At 67.4% G+C, this 11,001-nt stretch carries 12 protein-coding genes; 4 read left to right on the top strand and 8 right to left on the bottom strand.

The annotated features are described in order from the left end of the window. Positions 1-176 precede the first annotated feature (176 nt). The gene (locus A9G05_RS25600; protein WP_069563614.1) at positions 177-962 is read left to right on the top strand and encodes an ABC transporter substrate-binding protein; all 786 of its coding nucleotides are present in this window, start codon (positions 177-179) and stop codon (positions 960-962) included. A 10-nt stretch (positions 963-972) separates the two neighbouring features. Here the strand turns inward: A9G05_RS25600 and A9G05_RS25605 are convergent, their stop codons facing one another. The 7 genes from A9G05_RS25605 to pqqA form a co-directional block, all read right to left on the bottom strand. After that, positions 973-2,655 (bottom strand): NahK/ErcS family hybrid sensor histidine kinase/response regulator, encoded by a 1,683-nt coding sequence (locus tag A9G05_RS25605; RefSeq protein WP_069563615.1) that lies wholly within the window; start codon positions 2,653-2,655, stop codon positions 973-975. Continuing rightward, positions 2,639-3,802, bottom strand: coding sequence for an alcohol dehydrogenase-like regulatory protein ErcA (gene ercA / locus A9G05_RS25610; protein WP_069563616.1), 1,164 nt, complete (start codon positions 3,800-3,802; stop codon positions 2,639-2,641). Before ercA ends, A9G05_RS25605 begins: the two co-directional genes overlap by 17 nt. Before the next feature lie 241 nt (positions 3,803-4,043). After that, entirely contained in the window at positions 4,044-5,207 is a 1,164-nt protein-coding gene (gene pqqE / locus A9G05_RS25615; protein WP_069563617.1) for a pyrroloquinoline quinone biosynthesis protein PqqE, read from the bottom strand. After that, on the bottom strand, positions 5,179-5,457 hold the full coding sequence (gene pqqD, locus A9G05_RS25620; RefSeq protein ID WP_069563618.1) for a pyrroloquinoline quinone biosynthesis peptide chaperone PqqD: 279 nt from the start codon (positions 5,455-5,457) through the stop codon (positions 5,179-5,181). The genes pqqE and pqqD overlap by 29 nt, the downstream gene beginning before the upstream one ends. Then, positions 5,454-6,206: a pyrroloquinoline-quinone synthase PqqC gene (gene pqqC / locus A9G05_RS25625; protein ID WP_069563619.1), complete on the bottom strand. Its 753-nt coding sequence runs from the start codon at positions 6,204-6,206 to the stop codon at positions 5,454-5,456. The genes pqqD and pqqC overlap by 4 nt, the downstream gene beginning before the upstream one ends. 11 nt (positions 6,207-6,217) lie before the next feature. After that, positions 6,218-7,132 (bottom strand): pyrroloquinoline quinone biosynthesis protein PqqB, encoded by a 915-nt coding sequence (gene pqqB / locus A9G05_RS25630; protein WP_069563620.1) that lies wholly within the window; start codon positions 7,130-7,132, stop codon positions 6,218-6,220. A gap of 43 nt (positions 7,133-7,175) precedes the next feature. Further along, the gene (gene pqqA, locus A9G05_RS26915; protein ID WP_072432761.1) at positions 7,176-7,247 is read right to left on the bottom strand and encodes a pyrroloquinoline quinone precursor peptide PqqA; all 72 of its coding nucleotides are present in this window, start codon (positions 7,245-7,247) and stop codon (positions 7,176-7,178) included. Between the two features lie 426 nt (positions 7,248-7,673). Here pqqA and A9G05_RS25635 point away from each other — a divergent pair, with 426 nt between their 5' ends. The 3 genes from A9G05_RS25635 to A9G05_RS25645 are packed head-to-tail and all read left to right on the top strand — an operon-like array spanning position 7,674 to position 9,803. After that, complete coding sequence (locus tag A9G05_RS25635; protein WP_083265596.1) at positions 7,674-8,216, top strand: PQQ-dependent catabolism-associated CXXCW motif protein; 543 nt, start codon at positions 7,674-7,676, stop codon at positions 8,214-8,216. Between the two features lie 41 nt (positions 8,217-8,257). After that, positions 8,258-8,920 (top strand): response regulator transcription factor, encoded by a 663-nt coding sequence (locus tag A9G05_RS25640; RefSeq protein WP_069563621.1) that lies wholly within the window; start codon positions 8,258-8,260, stop codon positions 8,918-8,920. Between the two features lie 25 nt (positions 8,921-8,945). Continuing rightward, positions 8,946-9,803, top strand: coding sequence for an EamA family transporter (locus A9G05_RS25645; protein WP_069563622.1), 858 nt, complete (start codon positions 8,946-8,948; stop codon positions 9,801-9,803). 65 nt (positions 9,804-9,868) lie between these two features. Here A9G05_RS25645 and A9G05_RS25650 read toward each other — a convergent pair whose 3' ends face one another. Beyond that, on the bottom strand, positions 9,869-10,960 hold the full coding sequence (locus A9G05_RS25650; protein ID WP_069563623.1) for a DUF3396 domain-containing protein: 1,092 nt from the start codon (positions 10,958-10,960) through the stop codon (positions 9,869-9,871). Between the last annotated feature and the right edge of the window lie 41 nt (positions 10,961-11,001).

An 11,001-nucleotide genomic window follows, 5' to 3' on the forward strand; every position in this document is an offset into this window, starting at 1 on the left:
TGTCGAAAACCCCCAGGCGCATCACCCCACCCTTTCTGCCTGCGCAACCGCCGTAGAACGCAGACCGGTTCACATCCTCACCAACGAACCGGGACGGCCATTGGCCAGCATGGTAGAAAGCCGCCCCGTTCCCCCGGTCTACACTTCTCCGGGCACTCGCCCGGGACTGCCTGTTCATGCCGAGCTTCAAGCCACTTGCCTGCCTCCTCGCCTGCCTCCTCTGCCTGTCAGCCCGAGCGGACTCCACCGGTCCACTGGTGTTCTGCTACGAGGACCAGGACTCCTGGCCCTGGGTGATGCTCGATGGCAGCGGCCTCAACCAGGCCCTGCTCAGCCAACTCGGCAAGGACCTGCACCTGGACATCCGCCAGGTACCGATGCCCTGGAGACGCTGCCTTGACGGCCTCTCGCGGGGTACCTACGACGGCGCCGTCGCCGCTTCGTTCAGCCCGGAACGCCAGGCGCTGGGCCTTTACCCCGGCCTCAAGGACGGCCTCCCGGACCGCGACTACCGCCTGCACGACGCCAGCTACTCGCTCTACCGCATCAAGGGCAGCGCCGCCGACTGGGACGGCCAGGCCTTCCACGGCATCAACGGCCGCGTAGCCTCCCTCGGCGGCTTCTCCATCATCCCGACGCTGCTCAGACACGGCCTGCAGGTGGAAGAGACCAGCCGCGACCCGGTGGCGCTGATGCGCATGCTCCACAGCCACCGCTTCGACGTGGCGGCCATGCAGACGCTGCGGGCGGACAAGGTCCTGGCAGACCACCCGGACCTGGCAGCCGACATCGAGAAGCGCCCCATTCCCCTGGAGCAGAAGGACTACTACCTGATGCTGTCCCACCAGCGGGTGCAGGGCTCGCCCGAACTGGCCCAGGCGATCTGGGATGAAGTGCGCCGCCAACGCGAGTCGGACGCCCACCACCAACGCCTGCAGCACGCCCTCGGCAAGGCACCCTGAACCGCCTTCGCTAGCCCAGCAGCTGGCTCAACACCGCCCGCAGCTTGCCCGGCTTCACCGGCTTGTTGAGCAACGGCGCGCCCAGCCCCTGCAGCTCGCGGCGGCAGTCGTCGCTGCGGTCGGCCGTGATCATCACCGCCGGGATCGGCCGCTCGAACTCCTTCCGCAGGGCCCGCACCACCTCGCAGCCGGTCACCCCATGGTCCAGATGGAAGTCCGCCAGGACCGCCTCGGGTGCCTGCCCCTGCAGAACCGCCCGTGCGGCCTCCAGATCCGGCGCCACCAAGACCTCGCAGCCCCACTGCCCGAGCAACGCGGCCATGCTGTGGAGAATGCTCACCTCGTTGTCCACCACCAGCAGGCGCCGCCCCGGCAGCGGGTCACCGGCCAGCGGGCGCGCCACCGCGCTATCACGGGCCGGCACCTCCGGCAGCGGCGCCAGCGGCACGCGGATGGCGAACACCGAACCCCGCCCCGGCTTGGAACGCACCTCCACCGGGCAACCGAGGATGCCGGCGATGCGGTCGACGATGGCCAGGCCCAGGCCCACGCCCTTGCGCTCAGCCGCCCGGCCCCGGTCCAACTGGTTGAACTCCAGGAAGATCGCCCGCAACTGGTCCGCCGGAATGCCCCGGCCGCTGTCCCAGACCTCCAGGCGCAAGGCATCGCCCTGCCGGCGGCACCCCAGCAGCACACGGCCACGCTCGGTGTAGCGGCAGGCATTGCTGAGGAAGTTGCGCAGGATGCGCGTCAGCAGGCGGAAGTCGGTGCGCACCGCCAGGTGCCGGGGAATGCGCGCACGCAACTGCAGCCCGGCGGACTGCGCCACCCCCTCGAACTCCGACACCAGCGGCGCCAGCAGGTCTTGCACGCGATAGACCTCCACGTCCGGGCGGATGGCACTCTGGTCCAGCTTGGAAATCTCCAGCAGGTCGGTAAGCAGGTCCTCAGCCCCTTCCAGCGCCAGGTGGGTGCGCTCCACCAGTTGCTGCTCGGCACTCGGCAGGCTGCGCTCGCGCAGGGTCGCCACCAGCAACCGCGCCGCATTCAGCGGTTGCAGCAGGTCGTGGCTGGCCGCCGCCAGGTACTTGTCCTTGCTCAGGTTCGCCGCCATGGCGGCATCCCGCGCTTCGCGCAACTGGCCGTTGAGCGCCTCCAGCTCGGCGGTGCGCGCCGCCACCCGCTGCTCCAGCTCATCGTTGAGGTGCTGCAGGCGCTGCTGGGCGAGGATGCGCTCGGTGATGTCGGCGACGAAGCCCTCCACCAGCCCCTCCTCGTCCGGCTTGAGCAACAGATTCATCAGCACGTCCACATGGCTGCCATCGCGCCGCCGCAGGCGCGTCTCGTAGCCGAACAGCCCCGGCTTGCCGCGCAGACGGGCACGGATGCGCTCCAGCTCCGCCGCGCCGTCGGCGAACAGCAGCGCAGCGAAATCCGCCGGCATCGCCAGCAGCTCGTCGGCCTGGGCGTAGCCCAGCATCCGCGCCAGCGCCGGGTTGGCCGCGCGCAGCCCGTCCTGCAGGCTGGCCTGGAAGATGCCGTGCACCGCGTGCTCGAACAGCCACTTGTAGCGGTTGCGCTCGGTCTCCAGCTCCTCCAGGCGGCTCAGCAGCTCGGGGTAATGGCTCTTGCGCGCGGAGTGGCTGCCCAGGCCCAGCAGGGCCTGGCGCTGCTCCTCAGAGTGCCTCGGCATACACCACTTCCACGTCCCGCTGGCTGGACTCGCGCGGGTTGGTGAGGATGCACGGGTCCTCCATGGCGTGGCGCGACAGGAAGGGGATGTCCGACACCGACACCCCGTGCAGGCTCAGGGTGTCGGCAAAGCCCACCGAGCGCTTGAAAGCCACCAGGTGCTCCACCAGGCGCTGGCGGGTCTGCGTCTGGTTCAGCCCGCGCACGTCCAGCCCCAGGGTCTCGGCCACCACGCGGAAGCGCTCCGGCGCGGCGTTGTAGTTGAAGGCCACCACGTGCTCCACCAGCGCCGCGTTGCACATGCCATGGGGCAGGTCGAGGAAGCCGCCCAGGCTGTGGGACATGGCATGCACCGCCCCGAGGATGGCGTTGGAGAACGCCAGCCCCGCCTGCATGCTGCCGAGCATGATCTTCTCCCGGCGGCCGATGTCGTCGGGGTTGGCGATCATCTCCACCAGGTTGCCGCTGATCAGCCGCATCGCCTCCAGGGCATGGGGGTCGGTGAGCGGGCCGCTACCGGTGGAGACGAACGCCTCGATGGCATGCACCAGCGCATCGATGCCGGTACAGGCCGAGAGGAACGGGTCCATGCTCAGGGTGGTTTCCGGGTCGATCAGCGACACATCGGGCACCACCGCCTTGCTGACGATGGAGAACTTCATCCGCTCGGTCTGGTTGGAAATGATCACGAACTGCGAGACGTCCGCCGAGGTGCCAGCGGTGGTGGGGATCAGGATCAGCGGCGGGCTGGGTACGCGGATGGTGTCCACCCCCTCGAACTCCAGGATGCTGCGCCCGTGGGCCACCACGATGCCGATGCCCTTGGCGCAGTCCATCGGGCTGCCGCCGCCGACGGCCACGATCACGTTGCAGCCCTCGGCGCGGTAAACGTCCGCGCCCTGGTGCACCTCCTCCACCCGGGGGTTCGGCGACACCTGGGTGAACAGCCGGTAGTCAATGCCCTGGACCGCCAGGCTGGCCTCCACATCGTCCACCCAGCCGGCCGCGACCACACCGGGGTCGGACACCACCAGCACCTTGCGCGCGCCGAAGGTGCTGGCGTAGTTGCCGACGTTATGCCGGCAGCCGGCACCGAAGATGATTTCCGGGGAAACGAATTTACGCAGTCGGCTGATGTCGTGGCGCATGAAACCGCCTGATTCTTGTTGTTATGGAGTGGGCTAGCAGACTACTGCAAAAGATAACGTTTTCAATCCGACCATTGGGTGTCGGCCTGCATGAAAACCAGGCACCGCTCTCAGAATGACGCGCGGGTCGCCGAAGTCCCACGCATCGACCGCGCCGAAGGCGCTGGGCCAGGTCCCGAAAGGCAGGGCAGAGACGGCATGACGGCCCCCGTTCAGCGCCTCGGCAAGGGGCCTGCGCCCCTCACGCCTTGGCGATCAGCCGGGCGTTAGCCGGGTTGCGGAACACCAGAGCGTCCAGCCCGCCAGGCGCCTCATCGGCCTGGCGGCGGGCGTCGAGGATGATGCCGTGGTGCTTCGATTTGCTGCACACCGGATCGGCATTGGCCGCATCCCCGGTGAGCACGAAGGCCTGGCAGCGGCAGCCGCCGAAGTCGCGGTCCTTCTCGTCGCAGGAGCGGCACGGCTCGGGCATCCAGGCATCGCCGCGAAAGCGGTTGAAGCCGAAGGACTCCTGCCAGATGTGGCGGATGCTGTGCTCGCGCACGTTGGGGAACTGCACCGGCAGTTGCCGGGCGCTATGGCAGGGCAGCGCGGTGCCGTCGGGGGTGATGTCGAGGAACAGGTTGCCCCAGCCGTTCATGCAGGCCTTGGGGCGTTCCTCGTAGTAGTCCGGGGTGACGAAGATCAGCTTGCAGGGGTGGTTCTCGGCCGCCAGTTTTTCCCGGTAGGCATGGGTGATGGCCTCGGCGCGGACCAGTTGCTCGCGGGTTGGCAGCAGGCCGGCGCGGTTCAGCTCGGCCCAGCCGTAGAACTGGCAGGTGGCGAGTTCGACGTAGTCCGCCTCCAGCGCCAGGCACAGTTCGATGATGCGTTCGATGTGGTCGATGTTGTGCCGGTGGGTGACGAAGTTGAGCACCATCGGGTAGCCCGCCGCCTTCACTGCCCGGGCCATGGCCAGCTTCTGGGCGAAGGCCTTGCGCGAGCCGGCCAGCAGGTTGTTCACCGCCTCGTCGGCGGCCTGGAAGCTGACCTGGATATGGTCCAGCCCCGCCTCGGCGAACTCGGCGATGCGCGCCTCGGTGAGGCCGATGCCGGAGGTGATGAGGTTGGTGTAGTAGCCCATGCCACGTGCCGCGCGGATCAGCTCCGCCAGGTCCTGGCGCACCAGCGGCTCGCCGCCGGAAAAGCCCAACTGCGCCGCGCCCAGCTCACGGGCCTGGCGGAACACCTCGACCCACTCGGCGGTGGACAGCTCTGCGCCCTGGCGGTCGAAATCCAGGGGGTTGGAACAGTACGGGCACTGCAGCGGACAGCGGTACGTCAGCTCCGCGAGCAGCCACAGGGGCGGGCCGGGTGGGTTGGCCGCACCGAGCGGTTCAACGCAGCTCGATCCAGAACTGAGCACTGGCCACCTCCATGAACGCGAGGATGTCCTCGTCCAGCCCCGGCACGCCGGGGAAGCGCTCGGCGAGCTGGTCGATGATGGCAGCGACGCTGCGCTGGCCGTCCACCCGTTCGAGGATCAGCCCGGCGCTCTCGTTGAGCTTCACCATGCCCTCCGGGTAGAGCAGCACATGGCAGCCCTGGGCCGGCTCGAACTGGAAGCGGAAGCCCCGACGCAAGGCCGGTACGCGGATGCGCAGGTCCTCGCTCATAGCCCCAGCCCTCGGTGCCAGACCCGCTCGCAGGTCACCGTGTGGTAGGGCGGGCGCCCCAGCTCGTAGGCCATGCTCATGGCGTCAAGCATGCTCCACAGCACATCGAGCTTGAACTGCAGGATCTCCAGCATCCGCGCCTGCTGCTCCGCCGTGCGGTAGTGCGCGAGGGTGATGCGCAGGCCGTGCTCCACGTCGCGCCGGGCCTGGGACAGGCGCGAGCGGAAGTAGTCGTAGCCGGCCGGATCGATCCACGGGTAGTGGGTGGGCCAGGCGTCGAGGCGCGACTGGTGGATCTGCGGCGCGAAGAGCTCGGTCAGCGAACTGCTGGCCGCCTCCTGCCAACTGGCGCGGCGGGCGAAGTTGACGTAGGCGTCCACGGCGAAACGCACCCCCGGCAGCACCCGCTCCTGGGACAGGACCTGCTCGCGGTCCAGCCCCACCGCCTCGGCCAGGCGCAGCCAGGCCTCGATGCCGCCGGCCTCGCCCGGTGCGCCGTCGTGGTCCTGGATGCGCTGGATCCATTCGCGGCGGGTGTCGCGGTCCGGGCAGTTGGCGAGGATCGCCGCATCCTTCAGCGGGATGCACACCTGGTAGTAGAAGCGGTTGGCCACCCAGCCCTGGATCTGCTCGCGACTGGCGCGGCCCTCGTACATGGCGACGTGGAACGGGTGGTGGATGTGGTAGCAGGCGCCCTTGGCGCGCAGGGCCTGCTCGAATGCCGCCGGGGTCATGGCGTGCTGGCTCATGGGCAAGGCTCCTATAGGCGGATGTCCATTCCATCCCGCGCCACCTCGATGCCATGGCGGGCCAGTTCGGCCCGCTCGGCGGAGCCGGCGTCGAGGATGGGGTTGGTGTTGTTGATGTGGATGAGCACCTTGCGCGCGCCGGGGATGCCGTCCAGCACCTCGACCATGCCGCCCGGCCCGCTCTGGGGCAGGTGGCCCATCTCGCTGCCGAGTGTGTCGCCCACCTCGCACAGGCGCATCTCGTCATCGCGCCAGAGCGTGCCGTCCACCAGCAGGCAGTCGGCGCGGCGCATCCAGCCCAGCAGGGTCTCGTCCACCTGCCCCAGGCCCGGCGCGTAGAACAGCGAGCCGCCGCTGCGCCGGTCCTCGATGAACAGGCCGATGTTGTCCCCCGGGTGCGGGTTGCCCCGGTGCGGCGAATACGGCGGCGCGCTGCTGCGCAGGGGGATGGCGGTGAAGCGCAGCCCCGGGCAGGCGGGAATGGTGAAGGACTCGCCGTCCAGCGCAATAGGGTTCCAGGCCAGGCCGCCGTTCCAGTGCCGGAGCATCTCGAACAGCGGGAAGCCCCGGGCCAGGTCCTGGTGGACCATCTCCGTGCACCAGACCGCGTGCGGGCAGCCCTCGCGCAGGCTGAGCAGGCCGGTTACGTGGTCGATCTGGCTGTCCATCAGCAGCACTGCCGCGATGCCGGTATCCCGCAGGCGGCGGGCCGGGCGCAGCGGCGCGAAGGACTCGATCTGCGCGCGGATGTCAGGCGAGGCGTTGCACAGCACCCAGTTCACCCCGTCATCGCTCAGGGCGATGGACGACTGGGTGCGCGCCTCGGCGTCGAGGGTGCCGGCGCGCAGGCCGGCGCAGTTGCGGCAGTGGCAGTTCCACTGCGGGAATCCGCCGCCAGCGGCGGACCCGAGAATGCGGATATGCATGGGAGGCACCCCCGGACGCCCCGGCGAACCGGGGCGCTTCGGATCAGCGGTTGGCGAAGTACAGCGTCACTTCGAAGCCAATGCGCAGGTCGGTAAAGGCGGGTTTGGTCCACATGGGTCGATCCTCTTCTTATTGGGGGCCGGAGCATTCCGGCGCCTCGAGTTAAACACCGGCCCGGAGGGCTCCGAATGCTACTTTCGACGGAGTTCCGGTCCTGATTTGGTAGGGGTCGGCGAGCCCCTGCGCACCGGCCGATCAGGTGACCGAACCCGCCACGACAAGGCCTCGCGTGCCCTACTCGGGATTGGAGGGCCCGAGCCCGCCCAGAGTTCGAAGAAAACGGTGACCGGTGCCCTGCTCTCACTCACCCGACGCGACGCGCAGGTCGCCAAGCCGCGATTGACGAGGCCCTGCCTCCCCCAGCAGCCGCCCCTGGGCCCGCTCTACTACTTTGGTACCGCTTCAATCCACAGAACGTAGGATTTGCAAGGCTCCTGCCCTGGCATGTAATGGGCCGACAAGAACAATGAGAACCTCGCCATGCGCCTCATCAAGAAGGCCCTGCTGGTCTGCCTGCTGTCCGTCCCTGCCTGGGCGGCGGACACCACCGCCCCGCTGTTCTCCCCGGACGGCTACCGCATCACCCAGTACCGCAGCCCCACCCCGGCCCGGCACGAGCAGGCCCGCACCCTCGACACCGAAAGCCTGCGCCAGTTGCTGGCCCACGAGCCGCGTACCCGCCTGGTGGACGTCTACCGGCGCACCTGGCTGAACGAGCGCTTCATCCCCGACGAGGTCCACGCCAACCTGCCCGGCAGCCTGTGGCTGGCCAACACCGGCGACGGCGCCCTGGCCCCGGACTGGCAGGCCTACTTCAGCCGCAACCTTGAACGCATCAGCCAGGGCGACAAGGACTGGCCCCTGGTGTTCTACTGCCGCTCCGATTGCTGGCTGGGCTGGAACGCCGCCCGCCGCGCCCACGCCCTGGGCTACCGCACCCTCTACTGGTACCGTGACGGCATCGACGCCTGGCAGCAGGCCGGCCTGCCGCTGACACCGGCCGAGCCGCAGCCCTTCCCCTGATCGCCGTCCACCCACAACCACAACAACGAGGTGACCTGGCCATGTACAAGATCCTGATCGCCGACGATCACCCCCTGTTCCGCGAAGCCATCCACAACGTCATCAGCGACGGTTTCCCCGACAGCGAAGTCATGGAGACCGCCGACCTGGACAGCGCCCTCGGCCTGACCCAGGAGCACGACGACCTCGACCTCATCCTGCTCGACCTGAACATGCCCGGCATGCACGGCCTCAACGGCCTGATCAACCTGCGCAACGAGGCACCGACCATCCCGGTGGTGATCGTCTCTGCCGAGCAGGACAAGCAGGTGGTGCTGCAGGCCATCACCTATGGCGCGGTGGGCTTCATCACCAAGTCCTCGCCGCGCGCGCAGATGACCGAGGCCATCGAACAGATCCTCAACGGCAACGTCTACCTGCCCTCGGAGATCATCCGCACCCAGAAAGCCGCGCCGCGCCGGAGCCAGGACGAGCACGCCATCCCGCCGGAGCTGCTGCAGGCGCTGACCCGCAAGCAGCTGCTGGTGCTGGAGCGCATGACCAAGGGCGAATCCAACAAGCAGATCGCCTACAACCTGGACATCGCCGAAACCACGGTGAAGGCCCACGTCTCGGCCATCCTGCGCAAGCTCAACGTGCACAACCGGGTGCAGGCGATCCTCTGCGCCAGCGACATCGACTTCTCGGCCTACCTGCGCCGCTGACCAAGGCGCCCACGCCCGGAGGCCCATGCCCGCTCCACGTATCCTGCTGCTCACCGCCCTGGCCATGCTGGCCTTCGCCGGCAACTCCCTGCTCTGTCGCCTGGCCCTCAAGCACACCGCCATGGACGCGGCGAGCTTCACCGTGCTGCGCCTGGCGGCCGGTGCCCTGGTGCTCGGCCTGCTGCTGCGCCTGCGCCGCCCGCCCCTGGCCCCCAGCGGCAACTGGCGGGCCGCCGCTGCGCTGTTCGTCTACGCCGCCGCCTTCTCCTACGCCTACCTGCAACTGGATGCGGGCAGCGGTGCATTGCTGCTGTTCGGCGCGGTGCAACTGAGCATGGGCGCGGTGGGCCTGCTGCACGGCGAACGCCTGGGGCCGCTGCAGAGCCTCGGCTTCCTGCTGGCCGGCGGGGGGCTGGTGGTCCTGTTGCTGCCCGGCGCCAGCGCCCCGCCCCTGGGCGGCGCCCTGCTGATGCTGCTGGCAGGCCTGGCCTGGGGCGCCTACACCCTGCTCGGCCGCCAGGCCGGCCCGCCGCTGGCGGCCACGGCGGGCAACTTCATCCGCACCCTGCCCCTGGCCGGGCTGTTGCTGCTGCCCTTCCTCGGCCAGTTGAGCTGGGACGGCCCGGGCCTGGCCTATGCGCTGCTCTCCGGCGCGCTCACCTCCGGCATCGGCTACGCCATCTGGTACAGCGCCCTCCCCGGCCTGGGCGCCTTGCAGGCCGCCAGCGTGCAGCTGAGCGTCCCGGTCCTGGCCGCCCTCGGTGGCGCCCTGCTGCTGGGGGAAGCCATCAGCCTGCGCCTGGCGCTGGTGTCGGTGGCGGTGCTGGGTGGTATCGCACTGGTGCTGCGGGGGCGGTTCCAGGCGAAGCCGGCAGGGCAGTGAAGGGCTTTCAGAACCTCTTGAGTCAGTACCACAGTTCTGTTCACCAGCTCTTTGAATAAGCCCTCTTACAAACGCTCTGGTAAGGCGTTGGAGGCATCCAGAATAGGCTCTTCATTGAGCAGCCTTTCACGCCACGCGGGGATTTCACTCTCTTCCACATCCAAACGCTTGAGCCACTGGTCAGCCGCCCACCCCACCAGCCGCAACTCACCATTGTGGGAGACGCCATGCAGCGAACCGACAGTTTCGTAACGAATGCCTTTGAGCACATGGTTCAACAGCACATAGGGGGCGGGTCTGGGGTCTTCTCCGGCACTGCCCAGATACGGATAAGCACCGGATTGGATCACAACACCCGCACCATAGTCGTAGAACGCAAAATGGCTAGCAGGAAGTTGTGCACGCAGCGCATCCAGGCCGCCCACTAACTCCAGACGCGCGTTGTCGAGAACGGTCAGCCAACTGACGGTTTTGATCCGGGTAAATTTGAATTTAGGACGATTGGCCAGCAACGCCGCTGTCCCAACATCCAATCCTGGCATATGGCCTGCCATAAAGGCTTCGGTGGGTTCATTAGCATCCCAATTCGTAGAAGCCAGGTTAAAAGCGTACCCGGCATACCCCTGTTCAGAAACTAACCACCTTGTAAAATTGACGAAGAGGCGAAGGAACTCCAACGGGTGCTCCTCCTGATAAAGCAGAGGCACTGAGAACTCAAGAGTACTGAGGTCCCGCCCAATCTTCGCTTCCCATGCCGATTGCGCGATTACTTTAAACAGCCAGTCGGCGGCATCATTAGATTGCTTACCACTGGAGTAATCAAAATGCAGCGGGTAGTCCTCATCCATTCCCGCCAACATATCTCTCAGCGATTTAGCATCAGCATACGCTGTCATCGGCTTACCCTCTGGAGGTTCTTTGCCACGCCAAAGCCAGGTGAGGTGAGGTTCAGCCAGTTGTTTGAAGGCATCGAAACACCGGCATAACGCTTCACGCACAATGGGCGTGTGAGCCCCCTTGAAGTACAGCGTGCCGCGCAAGCAAAGTAGTGCACCGATATAGTCTTGGGGGCCACCCTTCATCAATAAATGACCAGGCATCTCCAGGATATGGGGTTGTTTGGCCAACTCTTCGGCCAAGTTGATTGGCTTGTTCATACCCTTCCAGCCCCTCTCTTACAAACGCTCTGGCAACGCGC

The sequence above is a fragment of the Pseudomonas sp. ENNP23 genome (genome assembly GCF_001728945.1).
In the GTDB taxonomy this organism is placed as follows: Bacteria; Pseudomonadota; Gammaproteobacteria; order Pseudomonadales; family Pseudomonadaceae; genus Metapseudomonas; species Metapseudomonas otitidis.

Coding starts and splice junctions, on each gene's coding strand:
- A9G05_RS25600 (WP_069563614.1), top strand. CDS start 177: ATGCCGAGCTTCAAGCCACTTGCCTGCCTCCTCGCCTGCCTCCTCTGC.
- A9G05_RS25605 (WP_069563615.1), bottom strand. CDS start 2,655: ATGCCGAGGCACTCTGAGGAGCAGCGCCAGGCCCTGCTGGGCCTGGGC.
- ercA (WP_069563616.1), bottom strand. CDS start 3,802: ATGCGCCACGACATCAGCCGACTGCGTAAATTCGTTTCCCCGGAAATC.
- pqqD (WP_069563618.1), bottom strand. CDS start 5,457: ATGAGCGAGGACCTGCGCATCCGCGTACCGGCCTTGCGTCGGGGCTTC.
- pqqC (WP_069563619.1), bottom strand. CDS start 6,206: ATGAGCCAGCACGCCATGACCCCGGCGGCATTCGAGCAGGCCCTGCGC.
- pqqB (WP_069563620.1), bottom strand. CDS start 7,132: ATGCATATCCGCATTCTCGGGTCCGCCGCTGGCGGCGGATTCCCGCAG.
- A9G05_RS25635 (WP_083265596.1), top strand. CDS start 7,674: ATGCGCCTCATCAAGAAGGCCCTGCTGGTCTGCCTGCTGTCCGTCCCT.
- A9G05_RS25640 (WP_069563621.1), top strand. CDS start 8,258: ATGTACAAGATCCTGATCGCCGACGATCACCCCCTGTTCCGCGAAGCC.
- A9G05_RS25645 (WP_069563622.1), top strand. CDS start 8,946: ATGCCCGCTCCACGTATCCTGCTGCTCACCGCCCTGGCCATGCTGGCC.
- A9G05_RS25650 (WP_069563623.1), bottom strand. CDS start 10,960: ATGAACAAGCCAATCAACTTGGCCGAAGAGTTGGCCAAACAACCCCAT.